Here is a 20,073-nt window from a genome sequence, read left to right on the forward strand (position 1 = left end):
CCGCAAAAAATTTAATTCAAGGAATAGCTGCTATCAATGCAGGCGCAGATGCCGTTTATATTGGAGCTCCACTATACGGTGCTCGTTCAAATGCTACCAATTCAATTGAAGATGTTGCCGAATTAGTAAAATACGCACACTTATTTAATGCTCAGGTTTTTGTGGTTATTAACACTATTTTGTACGATAATGAATTAGAACCTTGTCGTCAACTGATTTGGAAATTGTATCATATCAATGTCGATGCCTTGATTATTCAAGATATGGCAATTATGGAAATGGAATTGCCTCCAATCGTGCTTCACGCCAGCACACAAGCCAATAATCGAGATGCTGATAAAATTAAATTCTTAGCCGATGCTGGAATCAAACGTGTCGTTTTAGCACGTGAATTAAATTTAAGTCAAATTAAAGAAATCAGCGAAGCGTCTGATGTAGAATTAGAGTTTTTCGTAACGGGTGCCTTATGTGTTTCGTTTAGCGGAAATTGTTATATGAGTGTGGCAAACGGTGAACGTTCAGCAAATAGAGGTTCTTGTGCGCAAAATTGCCGTTTACCTTATAATTTAATTGACGGAAATGGCGATACTTTAATCAAAAATAGTCACTTGCTTTCTATAAAAGATTTTGATGTTTCCAATCAAATTCCAAATTTAGTAGAAGCAGGAATTTCGTCTTTTAAAATTGAAGGACGTTTGAAAGACATTGTATATGTAAAAAACAATGTTTCCTATTTACGACAAAAATTAGATGCTTTTTTAGCAGAAAACAACGATAAATACACAAAAGCTTCGTCAGGAAAATGCACGTATTCATTCGATTCTTCACTTGATAGAACCTTTAACCGTGGGTATACCGACTATTTTGTAAATGAAAGACATCAATCCATAGGTTCTTGGGAAAGTCCAAAATCGAAAGGACAATATATAGGAAAACTAATAAAAACAATTGGCAATTCGTACGAAATTGAAAACGGACATTTCCTAAATAATGGTGACGGATTGTGTTTTATTAATTCTGATAATGAAGCGGAAGGTATCTATGTAAATAAAGTGGAAAACGGAATCGTTTATCCAAACGTTTTAAAAGAAATTGCAGACGGAACGTTTATTTACAGAAATAACGACGCCGCTTTCATCAAAATTGTAGAAAGAGAAGATAGTGCGGTTAGAAAAATAAGCACGACTTTAGTGCTAAAAGAAAACGAAAATGGTTTTGAATTAATTGCTACGGATGAAGATGGAAATGTGAGTATTTCTAAATTGGTTCACCAAAAAGAGCTTACTAAAAATAATGAATCTATAGCAGAAAATTTCAAAGTTAATTTAGCAAAAACTGGGTTTACACCCTATAATGCGGATGAAATTACGATTGAATTTTCTCAAAATTGGTTTTTGCCTATATCGAAAATTAACGAAATGCGAAGAACCGTTTTCGAACAGTTATCGGAAATTCGTTTAAATAATTATGTTCGAAAGGAGCATCAAATGGTAAAAACATCACATCCTTATCCAGAAACAAAACTGGATTTTATGTACAATGTTTCTAATAAAACGGCTCGAAAATTCTACGAACGTCACGGAGTAACTGAAATTGAAAAAGCATTTGAATTGCAATGGGATCCAGGAAAATCGCGTGTAATGACTACCAAATATTGCATCAAATACGAATTGGAACGCTGTCCAAAATACCATCCAGAACATCGAGATAAAAAAGTAAAAGAACCATTGGTATTAAAACAAGGCGAATTGGAATACAAACTAAAATTCAATTGCAAACCTTGCGAAATGGAAATTTGGGAAAAAGATGCCGAATTTGAAATTGAGGATGAAGATTAATTCATACAAATGGAAAATATAGTTTTACATAAAGCAAACACAAGAGGTCACGCCAATCACGGTTGGCTAAACGCTTATCATAGTTTCAGTTTTGCAAGCTGGTATAATCCAGAAAGAGTTCAATTTGGAGTGTTGCGCGTTTTAAATGATGACACAGTTGCCGCAGGAATGGGTTTTGGCACGCATCCACACGATAATATGGAAATTATTACCATTCCATTGGAAGGTGATTTGGCGCATAAAGACAGTATGGGCAATGAATCTACTATTAAAACAGGCGATGTCCAAGTTATGAGTGCCGGAACCGGAATTCAACACAGTGAATTTAACCCAAATGCTGATTTACAAACAAAATTATTTCAAATTTGGTTGTTCCCAAAATATAGAAATGTTGTGCCTCGTTACCAACAAATTACATTAGATGTTGCCAAACAAAAAAATAATTTTGCTCAAATTTTATCACCAAATGAAGAGGATGAAGGCGTTTGGATTCATCAAGATGCCTGGTTTCATTTAGCTGATTTCGACAAAGATTTTTCTAAAACGTACGAAATAAAAAAAGAAGGCAATGGCATATACGTATTTGTGATTTCAGGAACAATTTCGGTTAATGGTCAAGAATTAGAAACCCGAGATGGATTTGGAATTTGGAATTTTAAAAATTTGGATTTTGTAGCTACAACTGATGCAAAGTTCTTATTAATGGAAATTCCAATGGAACAATAAAAATAAAAATAAAACACATAGGCATATAGAAAAAATTTTGCGTAATGAAAGCTTTACTTGATAAAAGTTAGAATAGCTATGTGTAAAAAATAATATTTTCTATGTTATCTTTCACAGAATTAAAAACTATGTTTCTATGTGTTAAAATAAATCAATAAATACTAATAGAAACACAATGAAACAACCACCTAAATGGAAATTTGCAATTATGGTATGGTTAGCCATTTATCCAACGATAACCTTAGTTAGTTTTTTAATTGGCGATACTATAAAAAGCTGGCCTTTGCCATTAAAAACTTTACTAATGACAGGAATTTTAGTTCCGTTAATGGTTTTTGTTTTGCTTCCTTTATTAAGAAAGTTATTAGGAGACTGGCTGCATAAATAAATAAGAAAGGGAAACTTCTATTGAAATTTCCCTTTTTTTAATTTTTTATTATTTTTTTAAACTTATATTTTCAAATGTGGATACATCCACAATTTCTTCCGTATCAATATCAAATGAAATTTTCACTCTATCTCCAACTGCAGTTAATGGCAATTGATTCGATATTTGTGAAGAACCAACAAAAATATTTGGATATTCTTTAACAGTAAAATAGTAAAAACTATTTCCGTTTTTTACATCGTTTTGAATTCTTACTATGGTAGATTCAACTACTTTTTTAGATGATTTACTATCAACGTTTATTTTATTTCCTGATGAATTAAATGCCGTTTTATAAGCGGTTAATGCTTCACGCATCGTATTTCCTGTTCCAACAATTGTATAATCTGAAATGGAAACCATAGCATACATTTTTACTAATCCGCCATTGTCTTTTAACGTCATTACATAAGTTGGAATGTTGTTAATGTTATACGGAATAGGCAACGACGCTACAAATCCTTTTTCTTGTACTTTTCCTTGTGCCGAACTTTGAGCGGCAAATTCAGTTGCACCACTTTGTTTGTAAAACGTAGTATGCTTGGTTCGCGTGTCAACTAATACAAAACCCACTGCAGATTCGTCTTTTCCTACTGATGTAATTCCTGTGTACCAATATGATTTATTATCTTTTCCGTACACTAAAGTTAAATCTTCTGTAATTTGAAGTTTGTTTTCATTTGAAAAATTCCAATATCCTTTTACGTATTCGCCCCAATCATTTAATTGGTCTTTAATAAATGATATTGGTTGAATACGATCTACCCAAGCTGGTGTATTTTTAATATCATATTCTTTTATTTCACCGTTTTGCGCATTTACAACCACAATTCCTGTGGCATCATTTCCAGAAAAGCCCACTTGTTTTTTGTATTTAGTAACCACCCAAAAAGGCATTCCTGTGTCGTCAATTTCAAAAGAAAAATCTGTTAAACCAACTGTATTATATCCGTTAAAATACAAATAACGGTGCAAGTTACTTTGAAAATAGGCCTCTTGTTGGTATTTTAAAAAAATGGGTTTTCCATTTACTTCTTGAACTAATTTCACATCTCTTTCATTCGTAGCAGAAACCATAACATATCCTGTTGTTCCTTTTTTGTTATTCAACCATTTAAAAAATCCTGAATGTTCTAATGGGGCAATCCAATATAATTTTCCGTTTACTTTTTGAATAAAAAATTCACCTAATTGCGCTTGACTTCCCAACGCTGGTTGACTTCCTAATATTTTTTCACCTAATAAATACGCTAAAGATTCATCTACAACTCGAATTTCATTCATAGAAATTGGAGCAATATGATTGGTTAATTTATCGCCATTTTCTACTTTTCCAATTAAATTTCTATATTCTTCATTTCTAAAAACAGGGTGCGAAGTAAAAAAAGGCAACACAAATGAATATATAATTGCAATACCAATTAATAAAGCTGGAATCTTCCAAAAAACCTGAACCGGTTTGTAACTTTTTCCATCTGAACTAATTGTGAATTTAGAAAAAGTAAAAAATAACAATGCTGCGATTATTATAAATAAAACAGTTATTCCTGAAAAACCATAACTTATTACAGGAAGTGTTACATAAAAAAAGAAAAGTGTTACTAATAACACTAGTCCTATTGGAAGAATTTTTTTCATTTTAATTTAATTTAGATGTTGTAAATATTAGTCATTAATTTGATAAGATTGTTACAAAATAAGTATTTTTGTTTTTTTTAAACACATAGGCACATAGATTTTAAATCGATTAGTTTCTAAATCAATAAATAAATCTTAGCTATGTGTTCTTGTATACTATTTAAAATTAAACTATAAACTATGTGTCTATGTGTTTTACGTAGCACATTAAACTTGAAACAAATAAATATGAAAGCATACATTTTTCCAGGTCAAGGCGCGCAATTTACCGGTATGGGTAAAGATTTATATGAAACATCAGCTTTAGCAAAAGAATTATTTGAAAAAGCGAACGATATTTTAGGTTTCCGAATTACAGATATTATGTTTGAAGGAACCGCAGAAGAGTTAAAAGAAACAAAAGTAACACAACCAGCGGTTTTTTTACATTCTGTAATTTTAGCAAAAACCTTAGATAATTTTAAACCAGAAATGGTTGCTGGTCATTCATTAGGTGAATTTTCTGCGTTAGTTGCCAATGGTGCTTTATCTTTTGAAGACGCACTTTTGTTAGTTTCCAAAAGAGCTTTGGCGATGCAAAAAGCTTGTGAAATTACACCGTCGACTATGGCAGCTGTATTAAATTTAGATGATAAAATTGTTGAAGATATTTGCGCTTCTATTGATGGCGTTGTAGTTGCTGCAAATTATAATTGTCCAGGGCAATTGGTAATTTCAGGCGAATACAAAGCAGTAGAAGTAGCTTGCGAAAAAATGAAAGAAGCTGGAGCCAAACGAGCTTTAATTTTACCTGTTGGAGGTGCTTTTCATTCACCAATGATGGAGCCAGCAAGAGAAGAATTAGCGGCAGCGATTGAAGCGACACATTTTTCAACGCCTATTTGTCCGGTGTATCAAAATGTAACAGCAAGTGCTGTTTCTGATGCAAATGAAATTAAGAAAAATTTAATTATTCAATTAACTGCTCCAGTAAAATGGACGCAATCTGTAAATCAAATGATTGCAGATGGAGCTTCAAGTTTTACGGAAGTTGGACCGGGAAAAGTATTGGTTGGATTGGTAAATAAAATTGATAGAGAAGTAGAAACGATTTCGGCTTAATTGTTAATTAAGATAATAAAACATTAAGAAATTAAGGGAATTAAGCATAAATGAAACTTAATTTCTTAATGGTTTAAAAGTTTTCATTTCTTCTTATAATTACTAAGGAAAATATTAATTTTAAATCGGGTTTTTGGTTCGTCATTTTATGAAATTGGCTATCTAACTTCTAATTTTCTGTTCCCATTTCCACGCACTCGCTAAAGCTTCATCTAAAGACGATTGCGCTTTCCAACCTAAAACGGCGTTTGCCTTGTCTGTATTAGCATAAGCTTCTGTAATATCGCCTTCTCGTCTTCCTACAATTTTATAATTTAGTTTTTGTCCAGTAACTTTTTCAAAAGATTGAATGACTTCTAAAACCGAACTTCCTTTTCCAGTTCCTAAATTAAAAGTTTCTACTGAATCTATATTTTTTTTATTCAATAAACGCTGCATAGCGATAACGTGTGCTTTTGCTAAATCTACTACATAAATATAATCTCTAACTGCTGTTCCGTCAGTTGTGGGATAATCATTTCCGTAAACGGAAAGTTCTTTTCGTAATCCCATAGCGGTTTGTGTAATAAATGGCACTAAATTTTGAGGTACACCTAAAGGTAATTCGCCAATTTCGGCCGATTGGTGAGCACCAATCGGATTAAAATAACGTAGTAAAATTGCATTCAAGGCACTTACTTTTGAAGTATCAGTAATAATTTCTTCACCAATTTGCTTTGTATTTCCGTAAGGCGACATAGCAGTTTGAATTGGTGCGTCTTCTGTAATCGGCATATTTTCGGCTTGACCGTAAACTGTACAAGAAGAACTAAAAATAAAATTTGCCGACTTTAATTTGGTAAGTTCTTGCAACACGTAAATTAAAGCACTTATATTATTTTCGTAATATAATAACGGATTTTCGACACTTTCACCCACGGCCTTGCTTGCCGCAAAATGAATTACTCCAGAAATATCAGTATGTATTTTAAAGAAATTTTGAACGGCCGATTTTTCTCTTAAATCGATAGATTCAAAAATTGGTTTTTTCCCCGTAATGCGTTCAATTCCATCTAAAACTTCAATAGAAGAATTTGATAAATTATCAATTATAATTACATCAAAACCTTCATTTTGTAATTCTACAACGGTATGTGATCCAATAAAACCTAAACCACCTGTTACTACTATTTTCATTTATTTAAGATTATAGAATATAGATTATAGAATATAGATGTTACTGAAAGGTGTTTTCTCTATTTTCTATTTTCTATTTTCTTATTTCATATATTCTAAAACCGTGTCGGTAATAAATTTAATTTGTTCATCGTCTAATTCGGTGTGCATAGGCAAGGCAATAACTTCTTTACATAACTGATTGGTTACTGGAAAATCTTCTTCTTTGTAACGAGTATCAGCATATGCTTTCTGACTATGTAATGGAATTGGATAATAAATAGCACAAGGAACACCTTTTTCTTGTAAATGTGCTAATAATCCATCGCGTTTTCCATTGGTAATACGAATTACATATTGATGAAATACGTGACAATCGCAACTTTCGCAAATAGTTGGTGCTACGATATTTTTATTTACACCTAATGCAAGTGAATATTTTCTCGCGGCATCTTGACGCGCTTTGTTATACGTATCTAAATGTGGTAATTTTGCTTTTAAAACGCCTGCTTGAATACTATCTAAACGAGAATTTACACCCACAACATCGTGATGATATCTTTCATACATTCCGTGATTTACAATTCCTCTAATAATATGTGCTAAATTGTCATCGTTGGTATAAATCGCACCACCATCACCATAACAACCTAAGTTTTTAGATGGAAAAAATGAAGTAGCAGCTACGTGCCCAATGGTTCCCACTTTCTTTTTAGAACCATCTTTTGAGGTATAATCCGCTCCAATGGCTTGTGCATTATCTTCAATTACATATAAATTATGAGCGTTGGCAATTTCCATAATCGCATCCATATTTGCAGCACGACCAAATAAATGTACAGGAACAATGGCTTTCGTTTTTGGAGTAATCGCTTTACGAATACCTTCTAAAGAAATATTCATATTATTCATATCTACATCCACCAAAACTGGAGTCAATTGCAATAAAGCAATCACTTCAACGGTTGCTGCGAATGTAAAATCAGCAGTTATGACTTCATCACCAGGTTGTAAACCCAATCCCATCATCGCAATTTGCAAGGCATCTGTTCCGTTGGCACAAGGAATTACGTGTTTTGCGCCTAAATATTTTTCTAAATCAGCCTGGAATTGGTGCACCAATGGGCCATTTATATAGGTATTGTTGTCTAAAACATCTTGAATAGACGCATTAACTTCGTCTTTTATTTTTTCGTATTGACTTTTTAAGTCAACCATTTGTAATTTTTTCATCTTCCTAATCTAATTAAGTCAAGCAAAAGTAAGAAATTCTGCTTACATTTTTTGTGTTACATAAAAGAAACGTAATTTAGCGACATAAATTAGTACTATGTCATTTATTTATAACTTTATACTTCTTTTTGCTTCGCAGCTTTTAAAGATTTTGGCTCTTTTTAGTCCAAAAATGAAATTATTTGTAGAAGGAAGAAAATCAGTTTTTGATACTTTGAAAAATAATATTCAAGAATTTGATAAAACGATTTGGTTTCACGCTGCGTCTTTAGGAGAATATGAACAAGGTTTGCCCGTTATTGAAAAAGTAAAAGAACAATTTCCACAGCATAAAATTGTACTTACTTTTTTTTCGCCATCTGGCTATGAAGTTCGAAAAAACAATACTGTTGCAGATGTTACATTATATTTGCCTTTGGATACGATTTCTAATGCCAAACAATTTTTAAAAGTAGTGCATCCAGAAATGGTATTTTTTATCAAGTACGAATTTTGGCCGAATTACCTTAAGGAACTAAAAAATCAAAATATTAAAACCTATTTAATATCAGGAATTTTCAGAGAAAATCAGGCTTTTTTTAAGTGGTATGGTGGATTTTATAGAAAGGCACTGAAAACATTTACCTATTTTTTTGTACAAAATGAATCCTCTAAATTATTATTACAATCTATTGGTTTTTCTAATGTAAGTATTTCTGGCGATACTCGTTTTGATAGGGTAGTGGCAATTTTAGAAAAAGATAATACGTTAGATTTTATTGCAGCGTTTAAAAATAATCAGCCAACAATTGTTATTGGTAGTAGTTGGCCAAAAGATGAAGGATTATTAATTCAATATATTGAATCGGCACCTCAAAATGTAAAATTTATTATTGCACCACATAATATAAATCATAATCAAATTTTAAATCTTAAAACCCAAATTTCTAAAAAAACGATTATGTTTTCTGAAAAAGAGGAGATGCTGAAACAAGTTCAGCAAGACAAAATAGAAGATTTTCAAGTTTTTATAATTGACACCATCGGAATTTTAACTAAGATTTATTCTTACGCAGATATTGCCTACGTTGGAGGTGGTTTTGGAAATCCGGGTGTACATAATGTTTTAGAACCAGCTACTTTTGGAATTCCTATTGTTATGGGCCCAAATTATTCGCATTTTGCAGAAGCTACTGCTTTAGTTGGTTTAGGAGGTTGTGTTGCTGTAAAAAATCAATCAGAATTAAATGATGCGTTCAACTTGTTACTACAAAACGAGGAAGAACGATTAGAAAAAGGACACATTTGTAGTACATTTGTTCAAATGAATAAAGGTGCCACGGAACATATATTGAATAACATCTCTTAATAAAATATTAAAAATTGACACAATTTTACTAATTATATTAACTTGCAAGCATTAAACTATTATCCTATGAAATTTTTAAAATTATTTTTAGTATTATTTATCGTTCAAACTCAAGCCCAACAAGGTGGTATGTGGATTCCATCTTTGTTGCAAGGTATGAATGAGAACGAAATGAAAGCCTTAGGTTCTAAACTTACGGCGGAACAAATTTATTCTATAAATAAATCATCTTTAAAAGATGCCGTTCCTCAATTTGATGGCGGTTGTACAGCAGAAATGATTTCTTCAAAAGGCTTATTGTTAACCAATCATCATTGTGGGTATGACAACATACAAAATCATTCAACTGTAGAACACGATTATTTAGCTAATGGTTTTTGGGCGTATAAAATGGAAGAAGAACTTCCAAATCCAGGAGTGGTAGTTACATTTATTGTGAAAATTGATGATGTAACCACAAAAGTATTTGAAGGAGTAGCGGCTTTAACTTTTGAAGCAGAAAAGCAAAAGAAAATTCAAGAAAATATTGCAGCATTGAACAAATCGTATGTAAGAGAAGCTTGGCAAGATGTTTTAGTACGATCTTTTTATGATGGAAACCAATATTTATTATTCGTTACAGAAAACTTCAAAGACATTAGATTAGTAGGTGCACCGCCTAGTTCTATTGGGAAATTCGGTTCGGATACGGACAATTGGGTTTGGCCACGTCATACGGGAGATTTTTCTTTATTCAGAGTTTATGCGGATAAAAACAATCGTCCAGCAGCGTATTCAAAAGATAATGTGCCATACACGCCTAAACATTTTTTCCCAGTTTCTGCAAAAGGAATCCAAGAAAACGATTTTACAATGGTAATGGGTTATCCTGGAAGAACTACAGAATATTTACCTTCTTATGCTGTGGAACAAATGGTAAACGATTTAAACCCAGCTCGAATTGAAGTGCGTGATGCAGCTTTAAAAGTTCAAGATGGTTTTATGAGAAAAGACCAAGCGATTAAAATTCAATATGCTTCTAAATATGCCGGAGTAGCCAATTACTGGAAAAAGTGGATAGGTGAGCGCAAAGGATTAATTAAAGCCAATGCAGTTGGTGCAAAACAAGTTTTTGAAAAAGATTTAACTGATAAAATTATCAAAGCTGGAAAACAAGCAGAATATGGAAATTTATTATCTGATTTCGCAACAAATTATGCTGCTATTAAAGAGTATGCTATTGCAAGAGATTATTATACCGAAGTAGTTTTAAGAAATACCGAAATTTTATCTTTTGGATACCGTTTGTTTCAATTAGAGCAAGTGTATTATTCAAAAGGTGAACAAGCATTTAATGATAGAAAAAAGAATTTAATTGAAGCATTTGAACCTTTATATAAAGATTTTAATGCTCAAGTTGACGAAAAAGTATTCGAAAAATTAATTGCTATTTATAGTAAAAAATCGCCGCAACAATTTTTACCTGAAAGTGTAAAAGGAATTGATGCGACTCAATTAGCATCTGAAATTTTTAATTCATCTAAGTTAACTTCTTATGCTGGTTTAAAAGAAGTATTATCTGGAGATGCCAAATCGGTTTTAGAACGATTAAATCAAGATAAAGGATTTGCTTTTGTGAAAACGCTTGCAGAAGCATATAACAAAAATGTGGCATCAAAATATGATGAGATTAACTTGAAAAATATGGCTACGCAACGCACTTATATGAAAGCCATTTTAGAGTTAAGTCCAAAATCGGCGAGAATTTTCCCGGATGCAAATTCTACTTTGCGTGTAACCTACGGAAAAGTAAAAGGTTACAAACCAAGCGATGCAGTTGTGTATTCACCGGTTACGTATTTAGATGGTGTGATGGAAAAATATGTTCCTGGAGATTATGAATTTGACGTGCCGCAAAAATTAATCGATTTGTATAATACTAAAGATTATGGTAAATATGCTGATAATGGTAAAATGCCAGTGGCTTTTATTGCTACAAATCATACCACAGGAGGAAATTCTGGAAGTCCAGCTTTAGATGCCAATGGAAACCTAATTGGACTAAATTTTGACAGAGTTTGGGAAGGAACAATGAGTGATGTATATTATTCTCCAGAAATTTGTAGAAATATTATGGTAGATACACGATATATTCTATTTATTATAGATAAATATGCTGGTGCGAAAAATTTAATTGATGAAATGAAAATCATTTATAATCAGCCGAATACACCTAAAAACAAAGGGAAATAGGCGTTATTTTCTAAGTAACATAGGATGAATTGTGCAAGAATTGAAAAATATTTTAAAAAAAATTAAAAAAAGTATTTGACATTTAATTTTTTTTATATCTTTGCTTCATAAATAATTAACCTTTATAACAAAATTAAGATGAAAAAAGTTGTTTTAAGTTTAGCATTCGTTGCTGCTGTATTAGTTTCTTGTAACAAAAAAGCTGAAGAAACTCCAGCTGCTGACTCTACTGCTGTAGATACTACTGCTGTTGTAGCTGATACTACTGCTGTTGTAGCTGATACTGCTGCTGTGAAAACAGATAGCGCTGCTACAAAAACTGAAGAAGTTAAATAATAATATTTGATCTTCTTTTCGAAAAGAAATCAATCCCGACTTAGTCGGGATTTTTTTTTGCTCAAAAGTGAACGAAATGTAGCGAGTGCTTGTTTGATAAATAAAAATTATAAACGGATACTTGTCAATCTGAAAGCTTCTCTTTTACTACTGATACTTGAATTATATTACGTGAGACCCTTTCAGGGTGACAAAAGTTGTAAAAAGTTGAATGGATGAAATGCTTTGTGAATCTCGGTGTTTCTTTGAGAGTCTCTGCGAAATAACTATTAGTTACCCAAAAACATCTTCCGCTGGCGGAAAAACATCAAGTGATTTTGAAAAATCTAAATATTCGGCTTTTGCACCGTATTTTAAAATTTCATTGATGCCTTTTTCTAACATTAATTGGGTAGAATACTTTCTGCTAACAGCTACTTCTTTATCGTTTAAAATAATTTTAAAGTAAAATTTGCCTGCAGGCGAACGAAATCGCATAAAAAATAACTGTTCTATTGATTTTTTTAGTATTTCAATTTCTTCTTCACATTCAAATCGTAATTCAAAAGCATTGCTAATAAAAATGGTTTTTCCTCTACGAGATGTTAATTCGTATTTGTAATGTCCGCTGGGTTTTTTGCTGATTACAAAAGTTGCCATTTTATATAAGATATAATAATAGTTTAATATTATTTTAAACAAAAAAAGCTCCAAACATAGTTTGAAGCTTTTAGTACTCAAGGCGGGACTTGAACCCGCACGGGCATTACTACCCACTGGATTTTAAGTCCAGCGTGTCTACCAATTCCACCACTCAAGCATATCTGCTTTTTGAATTTTTTTAGCTAATTTTTAGAAAAAATTAATTAAAGTTATTCTCAAGCATTATATTGTGTAAACACAATAATTGGTATTTTATTTTTGAGCGAAAAACGGGGCTCGAACCCGCGACCTCGACCTTGGCAAGGTCGCGCTCTACCAGCTGAGCTATTTTCGCGATTTTTAATGAACGTTGCAATTCTTTCGTATTGCGAGTGCAAATATAGTACATATTTTTATTCTCACAAGTACTTTTAATAAAAATGTACAATCTTTTTTTTAATGATTTGAAAGTGAAAAAGTTATATTATTTTATTTTTTAGTTAACATTCTTTTAATCTCATTCAATTTCATTAATGCTTCAACTGGTGTTAACGTATTGATATCAATATTCATAATTTCTTCTTTAAGATCTTCTAATAATGGATCATCTAAATTGAAAAAACTCAATTGCAATTCCTCTTTTTCGGATCTAATTCCGTTTAGGGCTTCTCCCGAATGGTCTTTCTCTAATTTTTTTAATATTTTTTGTGCTTTTTGAATCACAGTTTGTGGCATTCCAGCCATTTTTGCTACGTGAATACCAAAACTGTGCTCGCTTCCTCCTTTTACTAATTTTCTAATAAATAAAACGGTGTCTTTTAATTCTTTTACAGAAACATTAAAATTTTGGACACGCGTAAAAATCGCTTCCATTTCATTTAACTCGTGATAATGGGTTGCAAAAAGTGTTTTAGCTTTACTTGGGTGTTCGTGTAAATATTCGGCAATAGCCCAAGCGATTGAAATACCGTCATATGTTGAGGTTCCTCTTCCAATTTCGTCTAACAACACCAAACTTCGATCGGAAATATTGTTCAGAATAGAAGCGGTTTCATTCATTTCTACCATAAAAGTAGATTCTCCCATCGAAATGTTATCACTTGCGCCTACACGCGTAAAAATTTTATCTACAACTCCCATTCTTACTTGTGCTGCAGGAACAAAACTTCCCATTTGTGCAAGTAAAACAATTAAAGCCGTTTGTCGTAAAATTGCTGATTTTCCGGACATATTAGGTCCCGTAATCATAATTAATTGCTGCGTTTCTCTATCTAAAAAAACATCATTTGATATGTAAGGCGTTCCTACCGGAAGTTGTTTTTCAATAACAGGATGTCTTCCATCTTTAATTTCTAAATCAAATGATTCATCTATTTCAGGTTGCACATATTTATTTTCAACTGCCATTTGTGCAAAACTTTGTAAACAATCTATTTGAGCGATTAATGCTGCATTTAACTGAACGGGTTTGATATATGTTGCCATCCAATTGACCAATTGTTCGTACAACATACTTTCAAGTTGCGAAATTTTATCTTCTGCACCTAAAATTTTCGATTCGTATTCTTTTAATTCTTCTGTAATATATCGTTCTGCATTTACTAATGTTTGCTTTCTAATCCATTCCGAAGGCACTTTGTCTTTATGCGTATTTCGTACTTCAATATAGTATCCGAAAACATTATTAAACGATATTTTTAAGGAAGGAATTCCTGTACGCTCACTTTCGCGTTTTTCCAACGCTTCTAAAAAGCCTTTTCCAGTAGAAGAAATGGTTCGTAATTCATCTAATTCTGTGTTTACTCCAACTGCAATGGCATTTCCTTTGTTAATGGCTACTGGCGCATCAGGATTTAAAGTTGTTCCTATTTTTTCTCGTAACAATTCGCAAGAATGCAAACTATCGCCAATGGTTTTTAGAGCTTCGTTTTTAGATTGCAACGCCAACGTTTTAATCGGAATAATAGCCTCTAACGAATCTTTTAAGTGAATGACTTCTCTTGGAGAAACTTTTCCGGTGGCTACTTTAGAAATTAAACGCTCTAAATCGGAAATTTGTTTAATTTGATATTGAATTTGATGTAATTCTTCTGAATTTTCTTTTAAATACGCTACTACTTCGTGTCGGCCTTTAATTTTATTGATGTCTTTCAACGGCAATGCCAACCAACGTTTCAATAATCTTGAACCCATTGGCGAAAGTGTTTTGTCAATCACATCAATTAAAGTTACCGCATTAGGATTGTAACTATGATATAATTCTAAATTACGAATTGTGAATTTATCCATCCAAACATAAGCGTCTTCTGCAATTCGCTGAATGTTTGTAATATGTTGAATTTTATTGTGTTGCGTTTCTGATAGATAATATAATATGGCACCTGATGAAATCACGGCTTCATTGAAATCATCTATACCAAAACCTTTTAATGAATTCGTTTGAAAATGTTTGGTTAAGCTTTCAAAAGCAAAATCTTCTTTATAAATCCAATCTTCTAAGTAAAATACGTGAAAATCTTCTCCAAAATGCTGTTTGAAATCTGCTTTTTGTTGTTTTGAAACTAAGACTTCACTTGGTCTGAAATTTTGTAATAATTTGTCAATGTATTCTTCGTTTCCTTCAGCCGTTAAAAATTCGCCAGTTGAAATGTCCAAAAAGGTAATCCCATTAGTTTTTTTACCTAAAAATACAGCCGCTAAAAAATTGTTAGATTTCGATTGTAAAATGTCATCGTTAAATGAAACTCCAGGAGTCACTAATTCGGTAACGCCACGTTTAACAATGGTTTTTGTCATTTTTGGATCTTCCAATTGATCACAAATGGCAACTCGTAGTCCCGCTTTGACTAATTTTGGTAAATACGTATTAATAGAATGATGCGGAAATCCTGCTAAAGCGGTTTCACTTTCACTTCCATTTCCACGTTTGGTTAAGGTAATGCCTAAAATTCTTGAAGCTCGAATGGCATCTTCTCCAAACGTTTCATAGAAATCACCCACACGAAATAACAAACACGCATCAGGGTATTTTGCCTTAATGGTATTGTATTGCTGCATTAAAGGAGATACTTTTGGAGTAGAATCTTTTATTTCGGATGCTGATTTCTTAGCCACAACGTAAAAATTTAGTGAAGGCGAAGTTAGTAAATTCAAATTTCAATAGCAATTAGAATCTCAAAATTCAATTTTAAGTTGAAAAGTTTGGAACACAGATTTAAAAAATTATATAAATTTTAGAAATTTCTTCAATCTGTGTTTAAAATAATCATATCAAAAATCTGTTTCATCCGTCAAATCTGTGTACCAATTTGAAAAGTTTGGAACACAGATTTAAAAAATTAGATAAATTTTAGAAATTTCTCCAATCTGCGTTGAAAAACAAGTATGTCAAAAATCCGTTTCACCTTTTAAATCTGTATAGCTTTTTCAAAATTGGCAAATTGACATATTGAAAAACTGAACATTATTATTACTTTTGTAAGATGAGAAAATTAGCCAACGCCGAATTAAATCGAATCAGTAAAGAAGCATTTGCGGAAGCAAAAAAAACACCATTAATTATTGTATTAGACGATATAAGAAGTCTGCATAATATTGGTTCTGTGTTTAGAACTTCAGATGCTTTTTTGATTGAAAAAATCTATTTATGTGGTATTACAGCTGTTCCGCCAAATAAGGAGATTCATAAAACGGCTTTGGGCGCAACAGATACAGTAACTTGGGAATACTCGAAAGATGTATTAGAAGTTGTAGCTAAATTAAAATCGGAAAATGTTAAAATTTATGCTATAGAACAAACCGAAAATGCAATTATGTTAGATGATTTTCAACCAAAATCTGAAACAAAATATGCATTAATTTTTGGTAATGAAGTCAAAGGTGTTTCTCAAGAAGCTATTAATACTTCTGATGGTGTTATAGAAATTCCACAATTGGGAAGTAAGCACTCTTTGAATATTTCAGTTAGTGCTGGAATTGTAATTTGGGATTTATATCAAAAGATGTTAAAAAATAAATAATTTTTACCTTCTTATTGTACCTTTGAAAGATGAATAAAATTATTATATCATTTATTACGATTTTTTTATTTCCTACTGCAGTTGCACAAAATGCAGCACCTGTGTTACAAGCAACTGGAAATCAAATATATTGTCCTCAAACTTCTTTGCCAATTGTTACAAATATTTCAATTACAGATCCTGATGATGTTGGAATTGCGGCTATGTACATTCAAATTTCTTCTGGTTATGTTTTAGGACAAGACGTTTTAACTCTAACCGGAATTCATCCCACGATAATTTCTTCTTGGAATGCTACAGAAGGGAAACTAACTTTAAGTGGCGTAAGTGGTGATCCTACTTATTTGCAATTTAAAGCCGCTATTGAATCGGTGGTTTTTACAAATTCAGCGGTTAATCCAAGCGGACAACGTATTTTTTCAATTACAGTCGGACAAGCTAATTATTTAGAGTCAACAAATCATTACTATCAATATATTCCAAATACGGGTATTAGTTGGACAAATGCCAAAAATGCGGCAGCTGCATCAACTTATTATGGTTTGCAAGGTTATTTAGCTACAATTACAACAGTTGAAGAAGTCCAAATATCTGGTGTCCAAGCATCTGGAGCAGGATGGATTGGCGGTTCAGATGAAGCAAATGAAGGTGTTTGGAAATGGGTTACAGGTCCAGAGCTTGGCACTACATTTTGGAATGGCGTTGTAAATGGTAGTTCGCCAACTTTTGCCTTTTGGAATGCAAACGAACCCAACAACCAAGGTGAAGAAGATTACGCTCACGTAACAGCACCGGGCGTAGGGCAACCTGGTTCGTGGAATGATTTAACTAATGTTGGTGACTCAAGCGGTAATTATCAACCTAAAGGATATATTGTAGAATATGGTGGTATGCCTGGAGATCCTGTTTTACAAATTTCTACAACTTCAATCATCACTATTCCAGTTATTACAAATGTAACAAGTGCTTCAAGATGTGGAAGTGGTTCAGTAACCTTACAAGCTATTTCAAATGTTGGAAATATTAATTGGTACACAGCACCAACTGGAGGTACCCCGATTTTTACAGGAAGTTCATTCAATACTCCTGTTTTAAATGTAACTACTGATTATTATGTAGATGCTTTCCCTATAGGTTGTACTTTAGGAAATAGAGTTCAAGTTACCGCTACAATTAAGCCCGTGCCAGTAATTGGTTTTACAACTCCAAATCCTGTTTGTCAAAATACAAATACCATCCTGCAAGCGAATACTTCATTAGGGGTTATTAATTGGTACGATTCCAATACAAGTTCGACCTCAATTTTTACAGGAACTTCTTTTACTACACCTATCTTAAGTGCTTCAACTAGTTATTATATTGAAGCTATAAATAATGGTTGTGTATCAAACAGAGTGGCAATTCTAGTTCAGGTAGTTCCTGCTCCAACTGTAGTTGATGAAACGATTGTATTTTGCGAGAATACCTCTGTTACGCTTCAATCTGGAATTTCGGGGAGTACTTATTTATGGTCTACAGGCGCAACTACTCAAAATTGTGCAGTTGGTTCAGCGGGTACGTATTCAGTAGTAATAACGACGCCACTAAATTGCAATTTAACGAAGAATTTTACCGTCATTGAAAATACGGCACCAGAAATTACTTTTATAAAAGTGGAAGGATTAACAGCCGAAATAAGTATAAGTGGAACAGGAATTTATGAATATTCTTTAGATAATATCCACTTTCAAAGTTCACCTATTTTTAATTTTATAGTAGGCGGAGTTTATACTTGTTATGTAAAAGAAATAGGAACAAATTGTGGTTACGATTTTGAAGATTTTGTAGTGATTGATTATCCGAAGTTTTTTACACCGAATGCGGATGGATTTAACGATTATTGGAAAATAAATGGGATGCACTTATTTCCAGATGCAAGAATTGCAATTTTCGATAGGTATGGACAACTAATTACAGTTTTAACTACTAAAAATCCGCATTGGGATGGAAGATTAAATGGAGAAAGCGTTCCTTCTTCAGATTATTGGTTTGTAGCTAATTTGGGGAATAATACTTCAGAAGTAAAAGGTCATTTTTCACTAAAAAGATAAATTTTAGTATATTTTATTCTGAATTTCATTTAAAATATAAATATAATCTTCTTGATTTTTTACAAAATCCAATTCAGAAATATCTATAATTAAAGCATTAATATCGGTTTGCGATTTTATATATTCTAAATATCCTTGGTTTATTTTTTCTAAGTAATTAGAAGAAATATCTTGTTCATAGCTTCTACCACGTTTTTTTATATTGGCTAATAATCTGTCGGTGTTTTGGTATAAATAAATATATAAATCTGGTTTTGGCATCTCTTTATACATAATATCAAACATCGTTTTATATAAACGAAATTCATCTTCCTGCAAAGTAACTTTTGCAAATATCTGCGATTTAAAAATATGATAATCGGCAACTATAAAATCTTTAAACAAATCAAATTGTGCCAAATCATCGGATAATTGTTGGTATCTATCTGCTAAAAACGACATTTCTAAAGGAAAGGCATATCGGTTTTGATCTTTGTAAAATTTTGGTAAAAACGGATTGTCAGCAAATCGTTCTAAAATTAGTTTTGCATTACAATCTTCCGCTATTTTTGTGGCTAATGTAGTTTTTCCTGCCCCAATATTTCCTTCAATAGCAATATAATTTAATTGATTTAATGTAAGATTGTTTATTGGGTTTTTTAACGTTCCAACTGAAGTAATTTCCGAAGTGTCTTCACAAGAAATAAGCATTTCAGAAATAGTTTGGTTTCGTTTTGGATGTTTCCATTTTGGTGCGATATCCAGTAACGGAAACAAAACAAATTTTCTGTTTTGTACGTGCAGATGAGGAATATTCAAAGTATCACTTTCAATAATTTCATCATTAAAAGCAATAATATCAATATCAATACATCTTGATTCGTATTGGGTTGAATTTGTTTTAATTCGGCCTAATTTTTTTTCTACTTTTACAATTTCACTTAGTAATTTTTGTGCCGATTTATGCGTATGTATTGCAATTGCACAATTATAAAATGCAGCTCCTTCAAAGCCCCAAGCAGGAGTTTCATATACATTTGATACCTTAATTACGGTAGCCACTGTTTTATGTAAAACCGAAATACACGTTTGCAAATTTTCCAATTTGTCGCCCATATTTGTTCCTAAAGAAAGTAATACTGTATTTTGTGATTTCATATTTTGTAAAAACAAATTTGGCTTTTAACGGAGTTTTTTATTTCAACAAATTAACAAACAAATTTACATTTATACTTCACAAAAAACAATTATTTATGAACAAGGGTTATATAAGTAAGATTGAAAGCTGTATTGCTTTTAACTTAATTTATTTTAAAATTTATTTCAAATA

Annotated in this window: 15 protein-coding genes and 2 tRNA genes; 9 read left to right on the forward strand and 8 right to left on the reverse strand. The window is 32.1% G+C overall.

Annotated features, from left to right (window positions below; all coding sequences use genetic code 11):
• The 3 genes from ACIQ11_RS02520 to ACIQ11_RS02530 all read left to right on the forward strand — a co-directional run.
• On the forward strand, positions 1 to 1,838 hold a 1,838-nt coding region (locus tag ACIQ11_RS02520; RefSeq protein ID WP_396152510.1), incomplete at its 5' end, for a U32 family peptidase.
• Positions 1,839 to 1,847: 9 nt separating this feature from the next.
• Positions 1,848 to 2,564, forward strand: coding sequence for a pirin family protein (locus ACIQ11_RS02525; RefSeq protein ID WP_396152512.1), 717 nt, complete (start codon positions 1,848 to 1,850; stop codon positions 2,562 to 2,564).
• A 175-nt stretch (positions 2,565 to 2,739) separates the two neighbouring features.
• Positions 2,740 to 2,952, forward strand: coding sequence for a hypothetical protein (locus ACIQ11_RS02530; RefSeq protein WP_396152515.1), 213 nt, complete (start codon positions 2,740 to 2,742; stop codon positions 2,950 to 2,952).
• A 48-nt stretch (positions 2,953 to 3,000) separates the two neighbouring features.
• On the opposite strand, the gene ACIQ11_RS02535 is transcribed toward ACIQ11_RS02530, so the two are convergent.
• A complete protein-coding gene (locus ACIQ11_RS02535; RefSeq protein WP_396152517.1) occupies positions 3,001 to 4,629 on the reverse strand; it encodes a hypothetical protein in 1,629 nt (542 codons plus the stop codon).
• A 228-nt stretch (positions 4,630 to 4,857) separates the two neighbouring features.
• On the opposite strand from ACIQ11_RS02535, the gene fabD reads away from it, so the two are divergent.
• The gene (fabD, locus tag ACIQ11_RS02540; RefSeq protein WP_396152519.1) at positions 4,858 to 5,730 is read left to right on the forward strand and encodes an ACP S-malonyltransferase; all 873 of its coding nucleotides are present in this window, start codon (positions 4,858 to 4,860) and stop codon (positions 5,728 to 5,730) included.
• A 162-nt stretch (positions 5,731 to 5,892) separates the two neighbouring features.
• Here fabD and galE read toward each other — a convergent pair whose 3' ends face one another.
• Both galE and ACIQ11_RS02550 read right to left on the reverse strand, forming a co-directional pair.
• Positions 5,893 to 6,906, reverse strand: a complete 1,014-nt coding sequence (galE, locus tag ACIQ11_RS02545) for a UDP-glucose 4-epimerase GalE (RefSeq protein WP_396152521.1) — start codon at positions 6,904 to 6,906, stop codon at positions 5,893 to 5,895.
• Between the two features lie 81 nt (positions 6,907 to 6,987).
• Entirely contained in the window at positions 6,988 to 8,118 is a 1,131-nt protein-coding gene (locus tag ACIQ11_RS02550; protein WP_396152523.1) for a DegT/DnrJ/EryC1/StrS family aminotransferase, read from the reverse strand.
• 97 nt (positions 8,119 to 8,215) lie between these two features.
• Here ACIQ11_RS02550 and ACIQ11_RS02555 point away from each other — a divergent pair, with 97 nt between their 5' ends.
• From ACIQ11_RS02555 to ACIQ11_RS02565, 3 genes are all read left to right on the forward strand, one after another.
• Complete coding sequence (locus tag ACIQ11_RS02555) at positions 8,216 to 9,466, forward strand: 3-deoxy-D-manno-octulosonic acid transferase (RefSeq protein WP_396152525.1); 1,251 nt, start codon at positions 8,216 to 8,218, stop codon at positions 9,464 to 9,466.
• Between the two features lie 66 nt (positions 9,467 to 9,532).
• Positions 9,533 to 11,698: a S46 family peptidase gene (locus ACIQ11_RS02560; RefSeq protein WP_396152527.1), complete on the forward strand. Its 2,166-nt coding sequence runs from the start codon at positions 9,533 to 9,535 to the stop codon at positions 11,696 to 11,698.
• A gap of 138 nt (positions 11,699 to 11,836) precedes the next feature.
• Positions 11,837 to 12,034 (forward strand): hypothetical protein, encoded by a 198-nt coding sequence (locus ACIQ11_RS02565; protein ID WP_396149078.1) that lies wholly within the window; start codon positions 11,837 to 11,839, stop codon positions 12,032 to 12,034.
• 273 nt (positions 12,035 to 12,307) lie between these two features.
• Here ACIQ11_RS02565 and ACIQ11_RS02570 read toward each other — a convergent pair whose 3' ends face one another.
• The 4 genes from ACIQ11_RS02570 to mutS form a co-directional block, all read right to left on the reverse strand.
• Positions 12,308 to 12,673: a DUF1508 domain-containing protein gene (locus tag ACIQ11_RS02570; protein WP_396152529.1), complete on the reverse strand. Its 366-nt coding sequence runs from the start codon at positions 12,671 to 12,673 to the stop codon at positions 12,308 to 12,310.
• Positions 12,674 to 12,747: 74 nt separating this feature from the next.
• Positions 12,748 to 12,833, reverse strand: a tRNA-Leu gene (locus ACIQ11_RS02575).
• Between the two features lie 104 nt (positions 12,834 to 12,937).
• Positions 12,938 to 13,010 (reverse strand) — tRNA-Gly (locus ACIQ11_RS02580).
• Between the two features lie 134 nt (positions 13,011 to 13,144).
• A complete protein-coding gene (gene mutS, locus ACIQ11_RS02585; RefSeq protein ID WP_396152537.1) occupies positions 13,145 to 15,712 on the reverse strand; it encodes a DNA mismatch repair protein MutS in 2,568 nt (855 codons plus the stop codon).
• Positions 15,713 to 16,137: 425 nt separating this feature from the next.
• Here mutS and ACIQ11_RS02590 point away from each other — a divergent pair, with 425 nt between their 5' ends.
• Positions 16,138 to 16,674, forward strand: coding sequence for an RNA methyltransferase (locus tag ACIQ11_RS02590; RefSeq protein WP_396152531.1), 537 nt, complete (start codon positions 16,138 to 16,140; stop codon positions 16,672 to 16,674).
• Between the two features lie 29 nt (positions 16,675 to 16,703).
• The gene (locus ACIQ11_RS02595; RefSeq protein WP_396152533.1) at positions 16,704 to 18,764 is read left to right on the forward strand and encodes a T9SS type B sorting domain-containing protein; all 2,061 of its coding nucleotides are present in this window, start codon (positions 16,704 to 16,706) and stop codon (positions 18,762 to 18,764) included.
• Positions 18,765 to 18,767: 3 nt separating this feature from the next.
• Here ACIQ11_RS02595 and folK read toward each other — a convergent pair whose 3' ends face one another.
• Positions 18,768 to 19,901 carry a 2-amino-4-hydroxy-6-hydroxymethyldihydropteridine diphosphokinase gene (gene folK, locus ACIQ11_RS02600; protein ID WP_396152535.1) on the reverse strand — a complete coding sequence of 378 codons (1,134 nt, stop codon included), beginning with the start codon at positions 19,899 to 19,901 and terminating at the stop codon, positions 18,768 to 18,770.
• Positions 19,902 to 20,073 lie beyond the last annotated feature (172 nt).

Origin of the sequence: Flavobacterium sp. (assembly GCF_044361065.1) — a bacterium.
GTDB lineage: Bacteria > Bacteroidota > Bacteroidia > Flavobacteriales > Flavobacteriaceae > Flavobacterium.

Bases quoted from the DNA above. Each gene is read 5' to 3' on its own strand.
- ACIQ11_RS02535 (WP_396152517.1), bottom strand. From the start codon at position 4,629: ATGAAAAAAATTCTTCCAATAGGACTAGTGTTATTAGTAACACTTTTC.
- galE (WP_396152521.1), bottom strand. From the start codon at position 6,906: ATGAAAATAGTAGTAACAGGTGGTTTAGGTTTTATTGGATCACATACC.
- mutS (WP_396152537.1), bottom strand. From the start codon at position 15,712: ATGCAGCAATACAATACCATTAAGGCAAAATACCCTGATGCGTGTTTG.
- fabD (WP_396152519.1), top strand. From the start codon at position 4,858: ATGAAAGCATACATTTTTCCAGGTCAAGGCGCGCAATTTACCGGTATG.
- ACIQ11_RS02595 (WP_396152533.1), top strand. From the start codon at position 16,704: ATGAATAAAATTATTATATCATTTATTACGATTTTTTTATTTCCTACT.
- ACIQ11_RS02530 (WP_396152515.1), top strand. From the start codon at position 2,740: ATGAAACAACCACCTAAATGGAAATTTGCAATTATGGTATGGTTAGCC.
- ACIQ11_RS02590 (WP_396152531.1), top strand. From the start codon at position 16,138: ATGAGAAAATTAGCCAACGCCGAATTAAATCGAATCAGTAAAGAAGCA.
- ACIQ11_RS02525 (WP_396152512.1), top strand. From the start codon at position 1,848: ATGGAAAATATAGTTTTACATAAAGCAAACACAAGAGGTCACGCCAAT.
- ACIQ11_RS02560 (WP_396152527.1), top strand. From the start codon at position 9,533: ATGAAATTTTTAAAATTATTTTTAGTATTATTTATCGTTCAAACTCAA.
- ACIQ11_RS02570 (WP_396152529.1), bottom strand. From the start codon at position 12,673: ATGGCAACTTTTGTAATCAGCAAAAAACCCAGCGGACATTACAAATAC.
- folK (WP_396152535.1), bottom strand. From the start codon at position 19,901: ATGAAATCACAAAATACAGTATTACTTTCTTTAGGAACAAATATGGGC.
- ACIQ11_RS02550 (WP_396152523.1), bottom strand. From the start codon at position 8,118: ATGAAAAAATTACAAATGGTTGACTTAAAAAGTCAATACGAAAAAATA.
- ACIQ11_RS02565 (WP_396149078.1), top strand. From the start codon at position 11,837: ATGAAAAAAGTTGTTTTAAGTTTAGCATTCGTTGCTGCTGTATTAGTT.
- ACIQ11_RS02555 (WP_396152525.1), top strand. From the start codon at position 8,216: ATGTCATTTATTTATAACTTTATACTTCTTTTTGCTTCGCAGCTTTTA.